Source organism: Bradyrhizobium sp. CCBAU 45321 (genome assembly GCF_028128975.1).
Taxonomy (GTDB): Bacteria; Pseudomonadota; Alphaproteobacteria; order Rhizobiales; family Xanthobacteraceae; genus Bradyrhizobium; species Bradyrhizobium yuanmingense.
The window spans coordinates 18148-40417 of sequence record NZ_LFKZ01000130.1; the positions used below are offsets into that span (position 1 = coordinate 18148).

Consider the following 22270-nt stretch of genomic DNA (forward strand, 5'->3'; position numbering starts at 1 on the left):
TGGCCGCCCTGTTTCGCTTCTCGCGGCGTGGCGCGCCTTCCGAAGGGTTGATCCGAAGCTTCATTTGGGATTTCGGCGCCCGCGGGGCCGGATAAGGGCGTGTTTGCCTCAAAACCGGGGCTGCGCAACTTTTGGAAAGCGATTGATTGACTTCTGCGGAATCGGGACTTCCGCGCGCTTGTGTGCTAGACAAAAATTTGGCAAGGTGATGGTTAGGACAGGAAGACTGTCTCATTTTGCTTGCGGTTCCGGCATAGGGATTGCAGCGAGAACTGGTGCTCTCGAGCGCCGGCAAGGTACCAGGCAAAGCCGTTCTCGGGGACGAAGAACGCCTAGGCCTGAATTTAAGAAAATGCGGCTCGCAGAGGACGAGCGGTGGCCCAGGAGCGGGTGCCGCGGGACGCCCAAGGTGCGCCGAAGATGGCGGTGAGGCAGCTTGCCGCATGGAGAGGACAGGAACAATGAACGGGTCGCAATTCGAGCGCGCAAGCATCGTGGCAGAAGAGCTGTCGGCGACGGTCGCCTCGAAAACGACCGATCCGATCACCTCACCGATTCAAGAGCACAATTCGCGCCCCACAGCCGAAGGCCTGTACGATCCGAGCCTGGAGAAGGATTCTTGCGGCGTCGGCTTCATCGCCAACATCAAGGGCAAGAAGTCGCACGAGATCGTCTCGGACGCGCTGAGCATCCTCTGCAACCTCGAGCATCGCGGCGCCGTCGGCGCCGACCCGCGCGCTGGCGACGGCGCCGGCATTCTGGTGCAGATCCCGCACGCCTTCTTCAGCCGCAAGGCCTCAGAGCTCGGCTTCAAGCTGCCGGCGCCCGGCGAGTACGCCATCGGCGCGTTGTTCATGCCGCGCGACACCGCCTGGCGCAACGTGATCAAGAGCATCGTCGCCGACCAGATCAAGGAAGAGGGTCTGACCCTGCTGGGCTGGCGCGACGTGCCGACCGACAATTCCTCGCTCGGCGTCACCGTGAAGCCGACCGAGCCCGCCTGCATGCAGGTGTTCATCGGCCGCAACGGCACCGCCAAGACCGAGGACGAGTTCGAGCGCCGGCTCTACATTCTGCGCAAGTCGATCTCGCAGGCGATCTACCAGCGCCGCGACCGCGGCCTCGCCGGCTATTACCCGTGCTCGATGTCCTGCCGCACCGTGATCTACAAGGGCATGTTCCTCGCCGACCAGCTCGGCAAGTACTATCCCGATCTGCACGAGGCTGACTTCGAGAGCGCGCTCGCGCTCGTGCACCAGCGCTTTTCGACCAACACCTTCCCGGCCTGGTCGCTGGCGCATCCCTACCGCATGATCGCGCACAACGGCGAGATCAACACGCTGCGCGGCAACGTCAACTGGATGGCGGCGCGCCAGGCCTCGGTCAGCTCCGAGCTCTACGGCAAGGACATCAACCGGCTCTGGCCGATCTCCTATGAAGGACAGTCGGACACCGCCTGCTTCGACAACGCGCTCGAATTCCTGGTGCAGGGCGGCTACTCGCTGCCGCACGCCGTCATGATGATGATTCCGGAGGCGTGGGCCGGCAATCCCTTGATGGATGAGAAGCGCCGCGCCTTCTACGAATATCATGCCGCGCTGATGGAGCCGTGGGACGGCCCTGCCGCGATCGCCTTCACCGACGGCCGCCAGATCGGCGCCACGCTCGACCGCAACGGCCTGAGGCCCGCGCGCTATCTCGTCACCAAGGACGATCGCATCGTCATGGCGTCCGAGATGGGCGTGCTGACGATCCCTGAGGACCAGATCATCACCAAGTGGCGGCTGCAGCCGGGCAAGATGCTGCTGGTCGACCTCGAGCAAGGCCGCCTGATCCCGGACGACGAGATCAAGGCTTCGCTCGCCGCCAGCCATCCCTACAAGGAGTGGCTGGAGCGGACCCAGATCGTGCTCGAAGACCTGCCGAAGGTGCCGACCACGGGCGTGCGCTCCAACCTGTCGCTGCTCGACCGCCAGCAGGCGTTCGGCTACAGCCAGGAAGACATCACCATCCTGATGACGCCGATGGCGGCCACGGGCGAAGAAGCCGCAGGCTCGATGGGCAACGACACGCCGATCTCGGCGCTGTCGGACAAGGCCAAGCCGCTGTTCACCTACTTCAAGCAGAACTTCGCACAGGTCACCAACCCGCCGATCGACCCGATCCGCGAAGAGCTGGTGATGAGCCTCGTCTCGATCATCGGGCCGCGGCCGAACCTGTTCGACCTGCAGGGCATGGCCACGACCAAGCGCCTCGAAGTGCGCCAGCCGATCCTGACCGACGCGGACCTGGAAAAGATCCGCTCGATCTCGGAGGTGGCGGAGTCGCACTTCAAGTCGCGCACGCTGGACACCACCTTCCACGCCGGCCTCGGCGCGGCGGGCATGGACCAGGTGCTGGACGAGCTCTGCGCGCGCGCCGAAAGCGCAGTGCGCGAGGGCGTCAACATCATCATCCTGTCCGACCGCATGGTCGGCACCGACCGCGTGCCGATCCCCTCGCTGCTGGCCTGCGCCGCCGTGCATCATCACCTGATCCGCACCGGCCTGCGCACCTCGGTCGGCCTCGTCGTCGAATCCGGCGAGCCGCGCGAAGTGCATCACTTCGCCTGCCTTGCCGGCTACGGCGCCGAAGCGATCAATCCCTACCTCGCGTTCGAAACCATCACCGCGATGAAGGACCGCCTGCCCGGCTCGCTCGACGACTATGAGATCGTCAAGCGCTACATCAAGTCGATCGGCAAGGGCCTGCTCAAGGTGATGTCCAAGATGGGCATCTCGACCTATCAGTCCTATTGCGGCGCGCAGATCTTCGACGCGGTCGGCCTCAAGGCCGACTTCGTCGCCAAGTTCTTCGCCGGCACGCATACCCGCGTCGAGGGCGTCGGCCTTGGGGAGATCGCGGAAGAAGCAGTGCGCCGTCATGCCGACGCGTTCGGCGAGGCGCAGGTCTACAAGACCGCGCTCGATGTCGGCGGCGAATATGCCTATCGCAGCCGCGGCGAGGACCATGCCTGGACCGCGGAGTCGGTGTCGCTGCTGCAGCACGCCGCGCGCGGCAATTCGCAGGAGCGCTACCGCGCCTTCGCCAAGATCCTGAACGAACAGTCGGAGCGCCTTTTGACGCTGCGCGGCCTGTTCCGGATCAAGAACGCGGAGGAAGAGAAGCGCAAGCCGATCCCGCTCGACCAGGTCGAGCCGGCCAAGGAGATCGTCAAGCGTTTCGCCACGGGTGCGATGAGCTTCGGCTCGATCTCGCGCGAGGCGCACACCACGCTCGCGATCGCCATGAACCGGATCGGCGGCAAGTCGAACACCGGCGAAGGCGGCGAGGAAGCCGACCGCTTCAAGCCGATGCCGAACGGCGATTCCATGCGTTCGGCGATCAAGCAGGTCGCCTCGGGCCGCTTTGGCGTCACCACGGAGTATCTCGTCAACTCCGACATGATGCAGATCAAGATGGCGCAGGGTGCCAAGCCCGGCGAAGGCGGCCAGCTGCCCGGCCACAAGGTCGACGCGACCATCGCAAGAGTCCGGCACTCGACGCCGGGCGTCGGCCTGATCTCACCGCCGCCGCACCACGACATTTACTCGATCGAGGACCTGGCGCAGCTCATCTACGACCTCAAGAACGTCAACCCGACGGGCGACGTCTCGGTCAAGCTCGTCTCGGAGATCGGCGTCGGCACTGTGGCCGCGGGCGTTGCCAAGGCGCGCGCCGACCATGTCACCATCGCGGGCTTCGAGGGCGGCACGGGTGCTTCGCCGCTGACCTCGATCAAGCATGCGGGGTCGCCGTGGGAAATCGGCCTCGCCGAAACCCACCAGACCCTGGTGCGCGAGCGGCTGCGCAGCCGCATCGTGGTCCAGGTCGACGGCGGCTTCCGCACCGGCCGTGACGTCGTGATCGGCGCGCTGCTGGGCGCCGACGAGTTCGGCTTCGCTACCGCGCCGTTGATTGCGGCCGGCTGTATCATGATGCGCAAGTGTCATCTCAACACCTGCCCGGTCGGCGTCGCGACCCAGGACCCTGTCCTGCGCAAGCGCTTCACCGGCCAGCCCGAGCACGTGATCAACTACTTCTTCTTCGTCGCGGAGGAAGTCCGCGAGATCATGGCTTCGCTCGGCTTCCGCACCTTCAACGAGATGGTCGGCCAGGTGCAGCTGCTCGACCAGACCAAGCTGGTCGCGCACTGGAAGGCCAAGGGGCTCGACTTCTCCAAGCTCTTCGTCAAGCAGAAGGAAGAGAAGGGTCAGAAGATCTATCACTCCGAGCGCCAGAACCATCATCTGGAGGCGGTGCTCGACCGCACGCTGATCGAGAAGGCGCAGGCAGCGCTCGATCGCGGCGCGCCGGTGAAGATCGAGGCCGCCATCAACAGCACCAACCGCTCCGCAGGCGCGATGCTGTCCGGCGCGGTCGCCAAGATCTACGGCCATGCCGGCCTGCCGCACGACACGATCCATGTCAGCCTCACGGGCACCGCAGGTCAGGCCTTCGGCGCCTGGCTCGCCCACGGCGTCACCTTCGAGCTCGAAGGTGAAGGCAACGACTATGTCGGCAAGGGCCTCTCGGGCGGCAAGATCATCGTCAAGCCGCCGAGGAACTCGGCCATCGTGCCGGAAGAAAGCATCATCGTCGGCAACACCGTGATGTACGGCGCGATTGAGGGCGAGTGCTACTTCCGCGGCATCGCCGGCGAACGCTTCGCCGTGCGTAACTCGGGCGCGGTCGCCGTGGTCGAGGGCGCGGGCGATCATTGCTGCGAATACATGACCGGCGGCATCGTGGTCGTGCTCGGCAAGACCGGGCGCAACTTCGCGGCCGGCATGTCCGGCGGCATCGCCTACGTGCTGGACGAGGCCGGCGACTTCGACAAGCTGTGCAACCTCAGCATGGTCGAGCTCGAGCCGGTGCTGTCGGAGGAGTTGATCAACGCCGGTACCTATCACCATGCCGGCGACCTCGAGGCGCATGGCCGGGTCGACGTGTTCAGGAACCTGCTCGCCTCCGACGTCGAGCGGCTGCACGTCCTGATCTCGCGCCACGCCAAGGCGACCGGCTCCAAGCGCGCCGCCGAGATCCTCGCCAATTGGAAGGACTGGCTGCCCAAATTCCGCAAGGTGATGCCGGTCGAGTACCGGCGCGCGCTGCGCGAGATGGCCGCCAACGCGGACGCCGAGCCGAAAATCGCGATCGGGGCGTAAGACATTACACCTCGTCATTGCGAGCGAAGCGAAGCAATCCAGAAACTCTGCGGAAACAGACTGGATTGCTTCGTCGCAAGAGCTCCTCGCAATGACGACGAGAAAGAAACAGAACGAATCTAGGCGGCAGGGACTTCGGGTTTAATGGGCAAGATCACGGGTTTTCTGGAAATCGAACGGCACGACCGCAAGTACACCCCGGTCGCCGAGCGCGTGAAGCATTACAAGGAATTCGTCGTTCCGCTCTCCGAGAAGGAGGTGCGCGACCAGGCCGCGCGCTGCATGAATTGCGGCATTCCCTATTGCCACGGCACCGGCTCGGTCGCGCCGGGCACGCCGGGCTGCCCGGTCAACAACCAGATCCCCGACTGGAACGACCTCGTCTATCAGGGCAATTGGGAAGAGGCCTCGCGCAACCTGCATTCGACCAACAATTTCCCGGAGTTCACGGGGCGCATTTGCCCAGCGCCGTGCGAAGCGTCCTGCACGCTCAACATTGACGACAACCCCGTCACCATCAAGACCATCGAATGCGCGATCGTTGACCGCGCCTGGGACAATGGCTGGCTCAAGCCGGAAGTCGCCACCGTCAAGACCGGCAAGAAAGTCGCGGTGATCGGCTCGGGTCCGGCCGGCATGGCCTGTGCGCAGCAGCTGGCGCGCGCCGGCCACGACGTCCACCTCTACGAGAAGTACGCCAAGGCCGGCGGCCTGCTGCGCTACGGCATCCCCGACTTCAAGATGGAGAAGGGCGTCATCGACCGCCGCGTGGCGCAGATGGAGGCCGAAGGCGTCACCTTTCACTACAACAGCCATGTCGGCGCTGACGGCAATGTCGATCCGCGCGAGATGCTCAACGAGTACGACGCGGTGGCGTTGACCGGCGGCGCGGAAGCCCCGCGCGACCTGCCGATCCCCGGCCGCGAGCTCGCCGGCATCCACTACGCCATGGACTTCCTGCCGCAGCAGAACCGCCGCGTCTCCGAGGAGCCGCTCGGCGGCGTCCAGGAGATCCTGGCCGGCGGCAAGCATGTCGTCGTCATCGGCGGCGGTGACACCGGCAGCGACTGCATCGGCACCTCGCTGCGCCAGGGCGCGCTGTCGGTGACCCAGCTCGAGATCATGCCCGCTCCCCCCGAGCGCGAGAACAAGGGCCTGACCTGGCCGAACTGGCCGCTGAAGATGCGAACCTCGTCGAGCCAGGCCGAAGGCGCGGTGCGCGAATACGCCGTGCTGACCCAGAAGTTCTCTGGCGAGAACGGCCAGGTCAAGAAGCTGCACTGCGTCCGCGTCGACGACAAGTTCAAGCCGCTTCCCGGCACCGAGTTCGAGCTCGATGCCGAGCTCGTCCTGCTCGCGATGGGCTTCGTCCACCCCGTGCACGAGGGCCTCTTGAAGCTGCTCGCGGTCGAGCTCGACCCGCGCGGCAACGTCAAGGCCAACACGCTGGACTACCAGACCTCGCGCCCGAACGTGTTCACCGCCGGCGACATGCGGCGTGGGCAATCGCTGGTGGTGTGGGCGATCCGCGAGGGCCGGCTGTGCGCGAGGTCGATCGACACGTTTTTGATGGGGAAGACGGATTTGCCGCGGTGAGTTTTTGCTCTGCCGCCAGATCAGCAAACAGTGTCATCGCCCGGCTTTGACCGGGCGATCCAGTATTCCAGAGACGCCGGTTTGATGCGGACAGGCCGCGGCGTACTGGATGCCCCGGTCAAGCCGGGGCATGACAGCGAAGTGAATAGTTAGAGGGCAGGCCTCAACCCAAGACGTGCGGAAAGTGCTCCGCGTCCCACTCGTCAAGTCGGAACAGCACCTTGCCGTATTCGAGAATCTTATCGTCCGGTCGATAGGGGCGCGTCGAAACTTCAATGTCCGATGGGACTTCACTTGGCATCAAGTGAAAGTGCTCGTTAGTTTCGCTCAGAGCCAGTAGCTGCTTCACAAGAAGGTCTCGGCCTTCCGGGTTAAGCCATAGCTCGAATTCGCCAGCCGAATTGATGTCCAAGGTAATTCGAGCGGCCATGGCGGCTTTCCTCTAATTCTGCAGCCTCACCCCCAGCAGCACCACCGTGCCCTGCGAGCTCGATCCCGGCTGGCTCGAATTCAGGATGTCGTGGCGCAGCGTGCCCTTGACCCAGATGTTGCGGTTGAGCTTGTAGATCAAATTGCTTTCGAACGAGTAGGTCTTGTCGTTGCGGTTCTGGCCATGGTAGTCGAGCGTGCCGTAGGTGAACTTGCCGACCGCGGTGAGCCAGCGGCGGAAGTCGTGGTCGACTTCGGCCGAGTAGGTGCGCACCAAAACGCCGGATGAGCCGGGGACCGTGGTCTCCGAGATCTGCGTGTCGGTGAAGAACTTCACCGTGGTGAGGCCGCTGGCGCTCCAGATCAGCGAGCCCGTGGTCAGAAGCCCTGCGAGCTGGCTGAGGCGCGGGTCGGTGTAGCTGCGCGCGGAATAGCCGACCGAGATCTCGCCGGTGAGGATGCGCGAGAACTCGAAGGACGAGCCGACCTTGGCATAGCCGCCGTTCGAATCGCGGAAATAGCCGTTGCGGTCGGCCGCCTGGTCGTGGACGCGCCTGTCGCCCTGGACCTCGACGAAGGGCTTCAGGCCGGGCTTGAGGTCGTAGGAAAAGCGGCCGACGCCGCCGTACTGGTTGAAGTTGCGGTCGTCGTTGCTGAAGGTCGAGCCGTCGGTGAGCTTCGAATCGGTGTAGGCGGTGCGATCGATCGTGGCGCCGGCGGCGACCTGGAAGCGGTTGAAGGTCTGGTCGAAGCCGAGCGTCGTGCCGTAGGCGGCGTAGACCGGATATCTCTGCAGGCCGGCCTGCACGTTGGGGCTGCCGGGATTGTCTGTGGCGAGCCGCAGGCGCAGCTGCGAGGTCAGCTTGAAATCGCGGGTGACGTCGAGCCGGCCGTCGACATGGCCGTTGAAATCGGGACGGTTGGCCTCGACCGGCGACGGCGAGGCGAAGCCGTTGATCGTCGCCGGCATGTCGTTGGTGTAGCCCGAGAACGAGCCGCGCAGATCGGCGACCAGCGCGTGGCGCTCCCAATCCGACACCACGAGCAGATCGGGCGCGATGACATAGGCGGGCGAACCGACCGGCCTGTTGAGGCGCGTCGGATTGCTGTCGTAGCCGGCGGAGAGCTCGAGCCCGCCCTTGATCAGGAAGCTGCCGGCGTAATCGCCGACCGCGCCGAACGGATCGTCATCAGCCCTGAGACGGCGGCGCAGCGGCTGGCCGGGCACGTTGCCGGCCATCGCCGCCGGCACCGGCACCTTGTGCGCGGTCTCCGAGGGAGGCGGCGCGATGCGCGGCGGGCCGAGCGTCGTGGCAGGCGTTGTGGGCGGCGGCGGCGGCGAGCCGGGACCGGCGCGCTTCGGCTTCGGCTGGCCCGGATAGAGCTTGGGCTGCTGGCGCTTGCGGTTGAGGGAATCGTAGCCGGAGCCGCTCGCGCCGGTGGCGGCCGGCAGACCGTAGGTCGGGACCTGACCGACACGCGAGCTCGCCGGCGTCTGCTGGCGCTGGCGCGGGTCGGCGTTGGGATCGGGCAGTCTCGGCAAGGCGTCGGAGGGCGCCTGAGGTACGCCGGCGGTGCGGCGGGTCGGCAGCGTGTCGGGCGAGGCGAAGGCGCCGCGGTTGGGGTTGAACAGGTCGGGCGTCAGGCCCTGGGCCGCCGCCGGGCCGCTTGCGAGGGCGGTCAGCGCGAGGCACGGCAAAGCGGCGCGCAGGAAATGCGCGACCTTGCTCCGGCCCCTGCCTGGAGACGACCCCACGATGGAATTACCCCAACGAAATCAAACACTTTCTCGATCATCCCCGCCGACTGGCGAGAACCATCGTTAATGGAGTTAAAACAATTATGGTTAATGACCGGTTGAGGGCGTCGGGGCGCGCGTCGCCTCGCTGATCGGGGCGTGCTAAGCAGGCGCCAATGGGCGAACGCCCCTCCTCCCTGGACCCGACCATGCCGAGCTCGAAACCGCTGATGACCCAATCATCCGGCTCCATCCCTGACAGCGTCGAATCCGCGCTCCGCACGCTGGAGACGGAGAGCGGCGGGATCAATGCGCTCGCTAGCGCGCTGCGCGGCCCGCTGGGCGAGCCGTTCGCGAAGGCGGTCGAGCTGATCCGCAATGCCAAGGGCCGCGTCATCGTCACCGGGCTCGGCAAGTCAGGCCATATGGGCCGCAAGATCGCCGCGACGCTGGCCTCGACCGGCACGCCCTCCTTCTTCGTGCACGCCGCCGAAGCCGGTCATGGCGACCTCGGCATGATCACGCCCGACGACGTCATCCTGGCGCTGTCCTGGTCAGGCGAGCAGCCGGAGATGAAGAACCTCGTGAACTATTCGGCGCGCTTTGCGATCCCGATGATCGCGGTGACCTCAAGTGCGTCGTCCTCGCTCGGCCAGGCCGCCGACCTCGTGATCGAGCTGCCCAAGGCGCGCGAGGCCTGCCCGCACAATCTGGCGCCGACCACCTCGACGCTGATGCAGGCCGCGATCGGCGACGCGCTCGCGATCGCGCTGCTGGAGGGACGCGGCTTCACCGCGCTGGAGTTCGCGCATTTCCACCCCGGCGGCAAGCTGGGTGCGATGCTGAAATTCGTCCGCGACTACATGCGCACGGGCGCCGAGATTCCGCTCAAGCCACTCGGCACCGAGATGTCGGAAGCCGTGGTCGAGATGTCGGCCAAGGGTTTGGGGTGCGTCTGCATCGTCAACGATGCGGGCGAGGCCGTCGGCATCATCACCGACGGCGATCTGCGCCGCCACATGCGGCCCGACCTGCTGACGGTGACCGTCGACGAGATCATGACGAAGCAGCCCAAGACCGTGCCGCCCTCGATGCTCGCGACCGAGATGATCGAGGTGCTGAACACGCGCAAGATCACCACGCTGCTGGTGACCGAAGCAAACAAGGTGGTTGGGATCGTGCACCTGCACGATCTGCTGCGCGCGGGGGTGGCGTAGGGCACGCAGCCCGCTTCACCCGTCATTCCGGGGCGCGCCACTTGGCGCGAGCCCGGAATCCATTTCACCCCGGGTCGCTGCCCGATGGATCCCGGGCTCGCGCTTCGCGCGCCCCGGAATGACGGTGAGGATGAGACGCTCCTCGCAATGACGGTGGAGAGACCTACGCCGGAAACCGCGCCGCGTTCTGCTCCAGCGGCAAGCGCAGCCCGTTCGCCAAGTACGACACCGTGCGATAGAAGCCGCATAGCAACATGATTTCCAGGATCTGCGCTTCATCGTAATGCGTCGACAGCGCGGCGAACTCCTCGTCCGCGAGTGTCGCGCGATGATGCAGCGCGTCGACGGCTGCGATCAGCGCCTGCTCGGCCGGCGACCAAAGCGCCGAATTCGTATCACCCAGCACCGTGGCGCGCACCTCGTCCGCGGTGAGCTTTGCCAGCCCGGCGAAGATCGCGACATGCACGCCCCATTCGTATTCGCATCCGTTCAGCGCACAGGTACGGTCGATGACGATCTCACGCTGGCGCAGCGAGAGCGGCCCCGGATCAAGCAGCCCGCCGGCGCGAAACTTGTCCCAGGCCCGGCCATGGCCCGCCATCACCCGGAACAGCACCAGCGGCGGCGCACCGCGCATGATGCGGTCGAACTGCGCCTGGATGTCCGGGGGATAAGGCGGCGAGAGCGGGGCGATGCGCGGTGAGGCCTGGGACATGAGCGGTTTCCGTTGCTACATTTACCGTAGCATTACGCTACATTATCCGTAGCAGGACGCAAGAGGTGACCATGGCGAAACGGGCGACAACAGCAGAACGCCGCGTCCGCGGTTCGCGTACCGGGCGGCCGATCATGGCTTTGCTCGACCTGCTCGGCCGGCGCTGGGCCTTGCGGATCCTGTGGGAGTTGCGCGGAGAGCCCCTCACCTCGCGCGCCCTGCGCAGCGCCTGCGACGAGGCCTCGCCCACGGTGCTGCAGGCCCGGCTGACCGAGCTGCGCGAGGCGGGCTTCGTGGAGCTGGGCGACGGCGGAGGTTACGGACTGACACCGCTGGGCCGGGAATTGTGCGAGACGTTCATGCCGCTGCACAGGTTTGCGGAGCGATGGAGGAGGTGAGACGGCGCTCTCCCTCTCCCCGTTCTTGCGGGGAGAGGGTCGGGGTGAGGGCCTCTCTCCACGCTTGAGATTCTCGAGGGACCTGTACCCCCTCACCCGGACTGCATCTGCGATGCAATCCGAACTCTCCCCGCAAGCGGGGAGAGGTGAAGAAGGGGCTACGCCGCGGCGACCGTCAGGTTGGCGCCGTCGACCTGTACCACCTTCACCCGCGTGCCCGCCGGCGTATCGGGCCCAGCCACGCGCCATACCGTGTCGCCGATGCGCACGGTGCCGGTGCCGTCGATGATCGGCTTCTCCAGCGTGAACTCACGGCCGAGCAAGGCTTCACTGCGCTTGTTGAGGAACGGGCTGGCACTAGCCTCCGGCTTCGGCTTGGCGAGACGGCGCCAGATCGGCACGGCGGCGGCGGCGAAGATCGCGAACATCACGAGCTGGATCTGCCAGGAGATCGCAGCCGCGAATGAGATCAGGCCGACCAGCAGCGCAGCGAGCCCAAGCCAGAACAGGAAGATGCCGGGCGCCAGCACCTCCAGCGCCATCAGGATGAAGCCGAGGATCAGCCAGTTCCAGTTGCCGAGCGATACGAACATGTCGGTCATGACACGACCTCTGTGAATAGTCCCGTTACTGCTGCGGCACGAACGGCGGTGTCGGGCCCGACGACGGTACCGATCCCCCGCGGCGGGCGGCGGTCGCCGCGCTCTCCCCGAACGTGGCCTTCGCAATTTCGCCGATGCCGGCGAGCGAGCCCAGCATGCTCATCGCTTCGACCGGAAGCATGATGACCTTCTGGTTCGGCGAGTCGGCGAGTTGCCCGAATGCCTTGATATACTTATCGGCGATAAAATAGTTTAGCGCAGCGACATCGCCCTTGGCGATGGCCTCGCTGACCATTTGCGTGGCCTTGGCCTCGGCTTCCGCCGACCGCTCGCGCGCCTCGGCATCGCGGAAGGCGGCCTCGCGGCGGCCTTCCGCCTGGAGGATCTGCCCCTGCTTGGCGCCCTCGGCGCGCAGGATCTCGGACTGGCGTTGGCCTTCGGCCGCGAGAATGTCGGCGCGCTTGACCCGCTCGGCCTTCATCTGCCGTCCCATGGCTTCGACCAGGTCGGCGGGCGGCACGATGTCCTTGATCTCGATGCGGTTGACCTTGACGCCCCAGGGCGAGACCGCGGCGTCGACCACACGGAGCAGGCGCTCGTTGATTTCGTCGCGGTGCGACAGCACCTGGTCGAGGTCCATCGAGCCCATCACCGAGCGGATGTTGGTCATGGTCAGCACCGTGATCGCCTGGTTCAGGTTGGCGACCTCGTAGCTCGCCTTGGCGGCATCGAACACCTGATAGAAGGCGACGCCGTCCACCGTCACGGTGGCGTTGTCCTTGGTGATCACCTCCTGCTCGGGAATGTCGATCACCTGCTCCATCATGTTGATCTTGCGCCCGACGCGATCGAAATAGGGCACGATCAAATTGAGCCCGGGGCTCAGCGTCTGGGTGTATTTGCCGAACCGCTCGATGGTCCAGTCATAGCCCTGCGGCACCGTCTTCACGCCGGCGACCAGCGTGACGATGACGAGCAACACCAGAACAATCGCGAAAATGTCGAAACCGCTCATATCTCCTCCAAGCCGGGAAAAGAAATCAGGAAAAAGCCCTTTCCGGCGCTGTCATTGGTCGGGATCACGATCCTACCGGTTCAGCGGTCGCAAGTAACGTCGGTACCGGCGCAATTCTGCACAAGACACACAGCAAGAGAGCGGTCGCGAGGCGTCAGTCACGGACGGGCTCATTCGATCACGTCATTCGCAATTGCAAGCAGGCCCGGGGAAAGCGTGACGCCGAGCGCTCTCGCCGCCTTCAGGTTGAGCGCGAGCTCAAACTTGGTGGGATTCTGCACCGGCAGGTCGGCCGGCCGTGCGCCCTTCAGGATCCGATCGATATAGTCCGCGGCGCGGCGAAGCTGCTCGACGCTGTCGGTGCTGTAGGACATCAGCCCACCCTCATCGACGAAGGTGCGGCTCCAGAACACCGCGGGCACGCCCGCCTGTGCGATCGCCGAGAGCAGTTGCGCGCGGTTGGCCATGGTGAAGAAGTCCGGCAGGACCAGCAGCCCATCGGACTTGCGCGAGGCCAGCGCCGCGATCGAGGCCGCGTCATGCACCGGCGCGGGCTCGACCGTCATATGGAGCGCGCGGCCGGCGTCCTCGATGGTGCGCAGCATCAGGGGCGCGAACGGCGCGGTGGCGGGGTTGAATACGACCGCAACGCGGGACACCTTCGGCGTGACCTGCGTCAGCATCTCCAGCCATTTGCCGGCCAGCGGACCATCGTAATCGGTAAAGCCGGTGAGATTGCCGCCGGGATGCGCGAGGTTTTCGACAAAGCCCTGGCTGACGGGATCGGTGACGACGGCGAACACGATCGGGATGGTCGTGGTGCGCCGGCGCAGCTCTTCGACCGAGGGTGTGCCGACCGCAAGCAGGATGTCGGGCTTGAGCGCGATCAGCTCGTCGGCGAGCTGCGCGATGCGGGCGCGCTCGCCGCCGCCGCTGCGCCAATCGATCTTGAGGTTGTCGCGCTCCTTCCAGCCTTGGCCGGCGAGCGCTTCGACCAGGGCCATGCTGCGCGTCTGGCCGATCGCATCGTCAGCAGCCGTGACCGAGAGCACGCCGAGCCGCCGCGTCGCGTTCGGCTGCTGCGCCAGGGCCGGGGCCGGCAGCGCCGCGAGCATCCCAAGAAGCGCCAGGCACCGGCGGCGGTTCATGGGATGCCCATCAGATCCAGCCCTGGAGCTCGCGTAGCACCAGGGTGCGGATCACGCCCATGCCCGGTCCGCTGTCGTTGAGGCAGGGGATCGCGGAAAACTCTTCGCCGCCATTGTGCTTGAATATCTCCGCGTTCTCTTGCGCGATCTCCTCCAGCGTCTCCAGGCAGTCGGCGGAAAAGCCCGGCGTCACCACCGCGATGCGGCGCACGCCTTCTTTGGCGAGCCGCTCCATGGTCTTGTCCGTATAGGGCTGCAGCCACTCGTCGTTGCCGAAGCGCGACTGGAACGTCAGCAGCAGCTTGGTCTCGTCCATGCCGAGCCTGCGGCGCAGCGCCTCGGTCGTCGCGATGCAGTGCTGCTGATAGGGATCGCCCTTGTCGACGTAGGATTTCGGCATGCCATGGAAGGACGCCACGATCAGCTCCGGCTTGAAGGACAGCGTCGCCAGATGGCCCTCGATCGAGGCGGCGAGCGCCTCGATATAGGCTTCGTCGTCATAGTAGGGCGGCGTCACCCGCAGAGTCGGCTGGTTCCGCAGCTGCGCGAGCACGCGGAAGACTTCGTCGCAGACGGTCGCCGAGGTCGAGGCCGAATATTGCGGATAGAGCGGCACGGCCAGGATACGCTCGCAGCCCTTCGCGATCAGCGCGGCGATGCCCGACTTGATCGACGGATTGCCGTAGCGCATCGCCCAATCGACGACGACGTTGTCGCGGTCCGACAAGGCGGCCGCGAGCTTGTCGCTTTGCGAGCGGGTGATGGTTTTCAGCGGCGACTCGTTCCGCTCATTGTTCCAGATCTTCTGGTAGTCGAGCGCCTTGGTGCGCGGACGGCTGCGCAGGATGATCCCGTTCAGCACCAGCTTCCAGATCAGGCCCTGGTCCTCGATGACGCGGGCGTCGCTGAGGAACTCCTTGAGGTAGACCCGCACGCCCGGAGCATCGGCCGTATCGGGCGTTCCGAGATTGATCAGGAGCACGCCGACGCGCGGCAGGGCGGATCGGGTGGCCGGTTTCGCGGTCTCGAGGGGGAGGACGCTGTTCATGACCGGTTGGGTCGCGCGTTGGTCCGAACTTGTCAAGATGAGCCGGGGTTCGCTAGGGTCGCACCCAAGCGGGGGGAGGCAGGATGACACTCGCGGAATGGTGCGTCTTCGGGGCGCTGCTGCTCTATCTGTCAACGATCGTCTCGGTCAAATGGATCAGGTTTCGCCGCTTCGACAATTCCCGGCCGCGCGACCCCGCCTTCTATGAGGACGCCCTGTCGCAACGCGCGCTCGGCGCGCACCAGAACGGCATCGAGACGTTTCCGTTCTTTGCGTTCGCGGTGCTGCTCGCCGAATACAGGGAAGCGCCGCAGCGGCTAATCGACGAGCTCGCGGCGCTGTTCCTGATCGTGCGGATTGCCTATGTGCTGACCTATCTCGGCAACCGCCCGACGCTGCGCTCGATCCTCTGGAGCATCGGCTTTGCGATCAATCTCGGCATCTTCTTCATGCCGGCGTTGAAGCGGTTTCTGCCGGTGTGAAACGGCCTCACGCCGACAGATGCCGCTCGCGCGTTCCAATCAGCGCCCGCATCGATGCCGGGATCGTGACCGGACGATGGGTCTTCTGGTCGGTGTAGACCCAGACGATCTCGCCGGTTACCAGCGCCTCAGTGCCGCCCTTCCGGAAGATGGCGAGCTCGAACAGGAGGCTCGAATTGCCGATCCGCGCCACGCGCGCGCCAACGTCGAGCTCCCAGTCGAACCTAACAGGCGCCTTGTACTCGATCAGCGATTTGACGACGTGGAAATCGATGCCGCTCGCCTGCGCATCCGCATATTGGTCGAAGCCCAGCGCGCGGAAATATTCGGTGATGGTGGTGTCGAAATAAGTCAAATAATGCGCGTTGAAGACGACGCCCTGGCCATCGATCTCGGAATAGCGCACCCGGAACGGATGGAAGAACCAGAAGTTTTCGCGTGACATGGAGTCCCCCGACCAAGCTATTTCAGGCTCGTCATTGCGAGGAGCCCTTGCGACGAAGCAATCCAGACTGCCGCTGCGGAGACACTCTGGATTGCTTCGCTACGCTCGCAATGACGGAACAAGGTGCACGATCATCGTGCTCAACTGAGCGCCGCGAACCGCAGGGGCTACTCAAAAACACGTGGTCCGTTCGGCGGCGATGTAGCCGAACAGGAGGCCGACGCCGAACAGCAGGACCAGACCCGCGGCGCCGAACTCGATGCCGCGCATGAACAGCGCACCGCCGCCGTCGCGGCCGGCGCTGAGGCGGGCGGCGATGTCCTTGGCGGAGACGGCGACGACAGCAATGGCCGCCACCGTGATCGCGGTGCCCAATCCCATCAGGAAGGTCGCAGCGATCCCTGCCCAGAACAGGCCCTGCGCCAGCGCGAACACCAGGACCAGGATCGCGCCCGAGCAGGGGCGGATGCCGACGGTCAGGATCGCAGCGAAGCCGCGCCGCCAGCCGCTGGGGCCGGCGAGTTCGCTTGGCGTCGGTCCGTGGGAATGGCCGCAATGCTCGTCATGAACGTGGTCGTGCCCATGGTGATGGTGAGCGTGGCCGTGGCCATGGTGGTGATCATGGCCGTGATCGTGGTGATGATGATCATGCCTATCACGATGATGGTGATGATCGTGATCATGGTCGTGCGGCACGCCTGCGATCGCCGGCACCGGCTGGGCGGCCTGAAACGCGCCGATGAAGGTGCGGCCTTTGACCCAGACCAGGCGCAGGCCGAACAGCGCGATCAGGGCGTAGCTCGCAATCTCGATCACGCCTTCCGCCTTGCACATCGTCTTGGCCGTCGCATTCAGCACCCAGGCCGAGATGCCGACGATGAGGATCGCGACCAGCGACTGCATCAGGGCCGAGGCAAAGGACAGCGCGATGCCGCGCCGCGCCGTCTCGCGGTTGGCGACCAGATAGGACGCGATCACGGCCTTGCCGTGGCCGGGACCGGCGGCGTGGAAGATACCATAGGCGAACGAGATGAAGAGCAGCGTCCACACCGCCGAGCCATCGGACTTCGCGGCGCGGATGGTGGCCGACATCTGGCGATAGAATTCCGACTGCTTGGCCAGGAGCCAGCCGATGAGGCCGCTCGCTTCAGGCTCGGCCGCCTGCGCCGGTCGCGGTGCGCCGAAAGGGTTTTGCGCGAGAAGATCGTGAAGCGCTGCATCAGTCACAGCCACGACCAGCAGCACAGCGGCAGAGGTGAGCAGCCCGCGTGCGAGCGGAGAGAGTTGCGGCTTCAAGGGCAATCCACCGTGATCTTGTTGGCGAACATCATGCCGAAATTCGAGTTCTCACCGTTCAGGAAGGTCTGTTCGTTCAGCTTCTGCGCGCTCGCGGTGCCGTCGTTCGGCCGTTCCAGCTTCATCTGGCAGCCCGCAGGCGCACCGACCAGCTTGACCGGACTGTCCTTGGCCATCTGGAAGTCGATGAAGAAGGAGCGGTCGAACACTTCGAGCACCAGCTGCCTGGGCTTGACCGGGTTCTTCAGCGGCAAGGTGAAGTGCAGGGTCAGCACCGTGTCCTTGTAGTCGAGGAAATAGTCGACCGGCTCCTGGAACCGCTCCTTCTTGCCGTCGGCTTTTGCGAAGGTGAAGTAGGCGTATTCCTTCAGCGACTCGACATTGGTCTGCGCCAGGGGCTTGAGCTCCTCACTCGTGTAGGTGCCCTTGGTCTTGCTCTCGAGCCCCTGCACCGCATAGGCCGAGAACATGTCGTCGAAGGTCCAGGCATGGCGCACGCCGGTGATGCTGCCATCGGCGGCATACAGCAATTCGCTGGTCGCGGTGATCCAGACATGCGGATGAGCGCTCGCCGCGCCCGCGGCGAGCGTCATCGCGGCGGCGAGCAGGCATCCGAACAGGGCGCGCATGCTCATCAGGCTGCCCTGGCGTCTTCGAGCAGGCCGCGGCGGCGGAGCAGCGCATCCGGCTCCGGCGGACGGCCGCGGAAGGCCTCGTAGGCGGCTTCCGGATCGACCGATCCGCCCGACGAATAGATGTCGTCGTGCAGGCGCTTGGCCACGGCGGGATCGAAGATGTCACCGGCCTCCTCGAAGGCGCCGAAGGCGTCGGCGTCCATCACCTCCGACCACATGTAGCTGTAATAGCCGGCGGCGTAGTGGTCGCCGGTGAAGATGTGGCCGAATTGCGTGGGCCGGTGACGCAGCGCGATCTCCTCGGGCATGCCGATCTTCTCCAGCTCGCGCCGCTCGAAGGCGCGGACATCCTGCGCGGCGGCAGCCGGCTGGGTGTGGAATTCCAGATCAACCAGCGCCGAGGAGACGAACTCGACCGTGGCAAAGCCCTGGTTGAATTTTCGCGCGGCGAGGAAGCGTTGCAGCAGGTCGTCCGGCAGCGGCTCGCCGGTCTGGTAGTGGCGGGCGAACTTCTGCAGCACCTCGGGCCGCTCCTGCCAGTGCTCGTAGAGCTGCGACGGCAGCTCGACGAAGTCGGTGAACACGGAGGTGCCCGACAGCGAGGGATAGGTCACGTTGGAGAGCATGCCGTGCAGGCCGTGGCCGAACTCGTGGAACAGGGTGCGGGCATCGTCGGGCGACAGCAGCGACGGCTCGCCGCCGGCGCCCTTGGCGAAATTGCAGATGTTGAGAACCAGCGGCGCGACGTCGCCGTCGAGCTTCTGCTGGTCGCGCAGCGAGGTCATCCACGCGCCGGAGCGCTTGGACGGTCGGGCGAAGTAGTCGCCATAGAACAGCGCCTTGTGCTTCCCATCCGGCCCCTTCATCTCCCAGACCCGGACGTCGGGGTGCCAGACCGGAACGTCCCTGCGCTCCTCGAAGGTGACGCCGAACAGGCGCGTGGCGCAGTCGAAGGCGGCGGCGATCATGTTGTCGAGACCGAGATACGGCTTGATCGCGGAATCGTCGAAATTAGCGCGCTGCAGACGCAGCTTCTCGGCGTAGAAGCGCCAGTCCCAGGGGGCGAGCTTGAAATTGCCGCCCTCCTCCGCGATCAGCGCCTGCATCTCGTCGCGGTCGGCGAGCGCCCGCGCCCTCGCGGGCTTCCAGACTCGCTCCAAAAGGCTGCGCACCGCACCCGGCGTCTTGGCCATGGAATCCTCGAGCCGGTAGGCGGCGTAGGTCGGATAGCCCAGCAGCCCGGCGCTCTCCTCGCGCAGCTTCAGGATCTCGACAATGGTCGCATTGTTGTCATTGGCGTTGCCGTTGTCGCCGCGCGCGATGAAGGCCTTGTAGACCTTCTCGCGGAGGTCACGCCGGGCGGAGCTCTTCAGAAACGTTTCGACCGAGGAGCGCGACAGCGTGACGATGGCCTTGCCTGCCATGCCGCGCTCTTCCGCCGCAGCCTTGGCGCTGGCGACGAAGCTCTCCGGCAGGCCCTGGCGATCGGCCTCCCCAAGCTCCAGGAACCAGTCCTGCTCGTCGCCGAGCAGATGGTGGCTGAAGCCGGTGCCGAGCTGGGCCAGCCGCTCGTTGATCTCGGCCATCCGGGTCTTGGCCTCCTCGGAGAGGCCGGCGCCGGCGCGGTGGAAGCGGGTGTAAGTACGTTCCAAGAGGCGGAGCTGCTCGGGCGTGAGACCGAGACCCGCGCGGTTCTCGTGCAGATGGGCGATGCGGCCGAACAGCACGGCGTTCATCATGATCGGATTCCAGTGCCGCGCCATCCGCAAGGAAACCTCCTTGTCGATCTCGAGGATGGCCGGGTTGGAATGCGCCGAGACGAGGTCGTAGAAGACCGCCGCGACCTTGCTCAGGAGCTTGCCTGAGCGCTCCAGCGCCGTAATGGTGTTGGCGAAATCTGGTGCCGCGGGATCGTTGGTGATCGCCGCGATCTCGGCGGCGTGGTCGGCGAAGGCCTGCTCGAAGGCCGGCAGGAAATGCTCCGGCTTGATCTCGTCGAAAGGCGGGGTCGCGAACGGCGTCACCCAGGCCTTCAGCAGCGGATTGGTCTCGGCGTCCGTAGTTTGGCGGGGTTCTGACATCACAAGTCCCGGATTTCGTGGCTCGATTGTTGCGGCCAGCTATAGCACGCGTGGGGCTTTTTTGGGCCGTTTGCCCTTGCCCCCAGCCTCCTTTTCGGGGAGATTGCGGCCCTCGAAGCCAGGACCCTCTGAAGCCATGAACGCGCCTTCTTCATCGTCCCGCCAGATTGTCTGGTCCAGCGTCATCACCGTCATCAGCGCCGCCATCTTGATCGGCGCGGAGGTGTTCGGCGCGGCGTTTGCCGGCGGCTGGGCGCTCGCGATCCTGTTCGGGCTCGGCGACCAGGGCGCCCATATCCTGCAGGCCGTGCTGTTCGCACTCGGCGTGCTCGTGATGACCGCCTTCATCCGCGGCGCTCAGCGCATCGAGCCCTTCACCAAGCGCGGCTGACGCGTCTCGCGCACGGGCAGCACGCGCAGCGCGGCGAAAACTTAACGCGCGTTCATCTTCCGCGGCGCTCGCGCAACAGCGCGCAAGCAGATGTTAGGCAATCCTGTCCGCAGCCTAAAAAAATTCTTGCGAACCAGAGTCAAAACGCTTATGTGCGGACTTGCCCAATTTCGCACGTGCCTGTGGTCGTGTGTCAGTCGGTAGGTATCCGGACAAGAGGCCGGACAGCCGCCAAGGGGTGAAGAAGCCGAGGGGCTCTTCGGAAGTGCGGAAGTCGAGACTGAAACGTCGAGCGACCGAAGCAAACCCGGAGCGCCCAGCATCTCTCTCAAAGAGATGCCATGTCGAAGGTGACTTCACTCTTTGCAACCGTGACTGGCAGCCGGAGGCGAACCGGCGCACCCCGCTCTCAACGGGGGACGCGACTTAAAGCAACGACGGATCGGGCTTTTTTGGTCTCTACCGGCAGTCCAACGCCGGCGCGGGCTACTGAAAAGGCTTGTCCTTCATTGCCAGGTGAGCGGGCGGGAAACTCTCCCAACCAATCCACGGCAGCACAGTCTGGTTTGAGTTTTTTGGCCTCGGCGCGCCTCCATCGCGCGATGCGGCCGAAGCACTCTCATCAGACGTCACGTTGATACGGCTCCCGTCGCTGGGACCGTTGGAGAGTGCCATGACCGAACGTATCCAGGAATTCCTGCGCAACCGCCGCAACGAAGGCCTCGACACCGAGCCGTGCCTCGTCGTCGACCTCGAGGTCGTGCGCGACAATTACCAGAGCTTCGCCAAGGCGCTGCCCGACAGCCGCGTGTTCTATGCCGTCAAGGCGAACCCGGCGCCGGAAGTGCTGGCCCTGCTGGCGTCCATGGGCTCCTGCTTCGACACCGCCACGGTCGCTGAGATCGAGATGGCGCTGGCTGCGGGTGCGACGCCCGACCGCATCTCCTTCGGCAACACGATCAAGAAGGAGCGCGACATCGCGCGCGCCTTCGCGCTCGGCATTCGCCTGTTCGCGGTCGATTGCGCCGCCGAGGTCGAGAAGGTCGCTCGTGCCGCCCCCGGCGCGAAGGTGTTCTGCCGCATCCTCTATGACTGCGCCGGCGCCGAGTGGCCGCTGTCGCGCAAGTTCGGCTGCGACCCGGAGATGGCGGTCGAGGTGCTCGACGCCGCCAAGCGCCTGGGCCTGGAGCCGTGCGGCATCTCCTTCCATGTCGGCTCGCAGCAGCGCAAGGTGAAGGCGTGGGACCGTGCGCTGGCGATGGCCTCGCAGGTGTTCCGCGACTGCGCCGAGCGCGGCATCAACTTGTCCATGGTCAACATGGGCGGCGGCTTCCCGACCAAGTACCTGAAGGACGTGCCGCCGGTGGTGACCTACGGCCGCTCGATCTTCCGCGCGCTGCGCAAGCACTTCGGCAACCAGATCCCGGAGACCATCATCGAGCCGGGCCGCGGCATGGTGGGCAACGCCGGCATCATCGAATCCGAGGTCGTGCTCATCTCGAAGAAGAGCGATGAGGACGAGGTGCGCTGGGTGTACCTGGACATCGGCAAGTTCGGCGGTCTCGCCGAGACCATGGACGAGTCGATCCGCTACGCCATCCGCACCCGTCACGACGGCGCGGACATGACCCCGTGCGTGCTCGCAGGTCCGACCTGCGACAGCGCCGATGTGCTGTACGAGAAGACCCCGTATCCGCTTCCGGTGACGCTCGAGATCGGCGACAAGGTGCTGATCGAAGGCACCGGGGCTTATACGTCGACCTACTCGTCGGTGGCGTTCAACGGCATTCCGCCGCTGCGGACGTACCACATCTGATCCGCCTCTGT

18 protein-coding genes are annotated in these 22270 nt (G+C 65.4%); 7 read left to right on the forward strand and 11 right to left on the reverse strand.

Annotated features, from left to right (window positions below):
• The first annotated feature begins 461 nt into the window (after positions 1-461).
• Together gltB and ACM43_RS32625 are read left to right on the forward strand one after the other, a co-directional pair.
• Positions 462-5207, forward strand: coding sequence for a glutamate synthase large subunit (gene gltB / locus ACM43_RS32620; protein ID WP_271545712.1), 4746 nt, complete (start codon positions 462-464; stop codon positions 5205-5207).
• Positions 5208-5351: 144 nt separating this feature from the next.
• Complete coding sequence (locus ACM43_RS32625) at positions 5352-6803, forward strand: glutamate synthase subunit beta (protein WP_271545715.1); 1452 nt, start codon at positions 5352-5354, stop codon at positions 6801-6803.
• A gap of 163 nt (positions 6804-6966) precedes the next feature.
• Here ACM43_RS32625 and ACM43_RS32630 read toward each other — a convergent pair whose 3' ends face one another.
• Positions 6967-7233, reverse strand: a complete 267-nt coding sequence (locus ACM43_RS32630) for a hypothetical protein (protein WP_271545717.1) — start codon at positions 7231-7233, stop codon at positions 6967-6969.
• A gap of 12 nt (positions 7234-7245) precedes the next feature.
• Complete coding sequence (locus tag ACM43_RS32635) at positions 7246-8988, reverse strand: outer membrane beta-barrel protein (RefSeq protein ID WP_271545719.1); 1743 nt, start codon at positions 8986-8988, stop codon at positions 7246-7248.
• Positions 8989-9179: 191 nt separating this feature from the next.
• On the opposite strand from ACM43_RS32635, the gene ACM43_RS32640 reads away from it, so the two are divergent.
• The gene (locus ACM43_RS32640; protein ID WP_271545721.1) at positions 9180-10187 is read left to right on the forward strand and encodes a KpsF/GutQ family sugar-phosphate isomerase; all 1008 of its coding nucleotides are present in this window, start codon (positions 9180-9182) and stop codon (positions 10185-10187) included.
• Positions 10188-10350: 163 nt separating this feature from the next.
• Here the strand turns inward: ACM43_RS32640 and ACM43_RS32645 are convergent, their stop codons facing one another.
• Positions 10351-10902, reverse strand: coding sequence for a carboxymuconolactone decarboxylase family protein (locus ACM43_RS32645; protein WP_271545723.1), 552 nt, complete (start codon positions 10900-10902; stop codon positions 10351-10353).
• Between the two features lie 71 nt (positions 10903-10973).
• Between ACM43_RS32645 and ACM43_RS32650 the strand changes: the two genes are divergently transcribed.
• Positions 10974-11300: a winged helix-turn-helix transcriptional regulator gene (locus ACM43_RS32650; RefSeq protein WP_035997791.1), complete on the forward strand. Its 327-nt coding sequence runs from the start codon at positions 10974-10976 to the stop codon at positions 11298-11300.
• Between the two features lie 158 nt (positions 11301-11458).
• On the opposite strand, the gene ACM43_RS32655 is transcribed toward ACM43_RS32650, so the two are convergent.
• From ACM43_RS32655 to hemH, 4 genes are all read right to left on the reverse strand, one after another.
• Positions 11459-11902 carry an NfeD family protein gene (locus tag ACM43_RS32655; RefSeq protein WP_157282872.1) on the reverse strand — a complete coding sequence of 148 codons (444 nt, stop codon included), beginning with the start codon at positions 11900-11902 and terminating at the stop codon, positions 11459-11461.
• A 25-nt stretch (positions 11903-11927) separates the two neighbouring features.
• Positions 11928-12917 (reverse strand): SPFH domain-containing protein, encoded by a 990-nt coding sequence (locus ACM43_RS32660; RefSeq protein ID WP_271545725.1) that lies wholly within the window; start codon positions 12915-12917, stop codon positions 11928-11930.
• 170 nt (positions 12918-13087) lie between these two features.
• On the reverse strand, positions 13088-14065 hold the full coding sequence (locus ACM43_RS32665) for an ABC transporter substrate-binding protein (protein WP_271545727.1): 978 nt from the start codon (positions 14063-14065) through the stop codon (positions 13088-13090).
• 10 nt (positions 14066-14075) lie between these two features.
• On the reverse strand, positions 14076-15113 hold the full coding sequence (hemH, locus tag ACM43_RS32670) for a ferrochelatase (protein ID WP_271545729.1): 1038 nt from the start codon (positions 15111-15113) through the stop codon (positions 14076-14078).
• Positions 15114-15196: 83 nt separating this feature from the next.
• Here hemH and ACM43_RS32675 point away from each other — a divergent pair, with 83 nt between their 5' ends.
• Positions 15197-15595 carry an MAPEG family protein gene (locus tag ACM43_RS32675; RefSeq protein WP_157282884.1) on the forward strand — a complete coding sequence of 133 codons (399 nt, stop codon included), beginning with the start codon at positions 15197-15199 and terminating at the stop codon, positions 15593-15595.
• Positions 15596-15602: 7 nt separating this feature from the next.
• Here the strand turns inward: ACM43_RS32675 and ACM43_RS32680 are convergent, their stop codons facing one another.
• The 4 genes from ACM43_RS32680 to ACM43_RS32695 form a co-directional block, all read right to left on the reverse strand.
• Positions 15603-16040, reverse strand: a complete 438-nt coding sequence (locus ACM43_RS32680) for an acyl-CoA thioesterase (protein ID WP_271545732.1) — start codon at positions 16038-16040, stop codon at positions 15603-15605.
• A gap of 171 nt (positions 16041-16211) precedes the next feature.
• Entirely contained in the window at positions 16212-17336 is a 1125-nt protein-coding gene (locus ACM43_RS32685; protein WP_271545734.1) for a nickel/cobalt transporter, read from the reverse strand.
• On the reverse strand, positions 17333-17971 hold the full coding sequence (locus tag ACM43_RS32690) for a DUF1007 family protein (protein ID WP_157282893.1): 639 nt from the start codon (positions 17969-17971) through the stop codon (positions 17333-17335). The genes ACM43_RS32685 and ACM43_RS32690 overlap by 4 nt, the downstream gene beginning before the upstream one ends.
• The gene (locus tag ACM43_RS32695) at positions 17971-20052 is read right to left on the reverse strand and encodes a M3 family metallopeptidase (RefSeq protein ID WP_271545736.1); all 2082 of its coding nucleotides are present in this window, start codon (positions 20050-20052) and stop codon (positions 17971-17973) included. The genes ACM43_RS32690 and ACM43_RS32695 overlap by 1 nt, the downstream gene beginning before the upstream one ends.
• 136 nt (positions 20053-20188) lie before the next feature.
• On the opposite strand from ACM43_RS32695, the gene ACM43_RS32700 reads away from it, so the two are divergent.
• Positions 20189-20443 (forward strand): hypothetical protein, encoded by a 255-nt coding sequence (locus ACM43_RS32700; RefSeq protein WP_035997726.1) that lies wholly within the window; start codon positions 20189-20191, stop codon positions 20441-20443.
• Positions 20444-21116: 673 nt separating this feature from the next.
• A complete protein-coding gene (locus ACM43_RS32705; RefSeq protein ID WP_157282899.1) occupies positions 21117-22259 on the forward strand; it encodes a type III PLP-dependent enzyme in 1143 nt (380 codons plus the stop codon).
• The last annotated feature ends 11 nt before the right edge of the window (positions 22260-22270 follow it).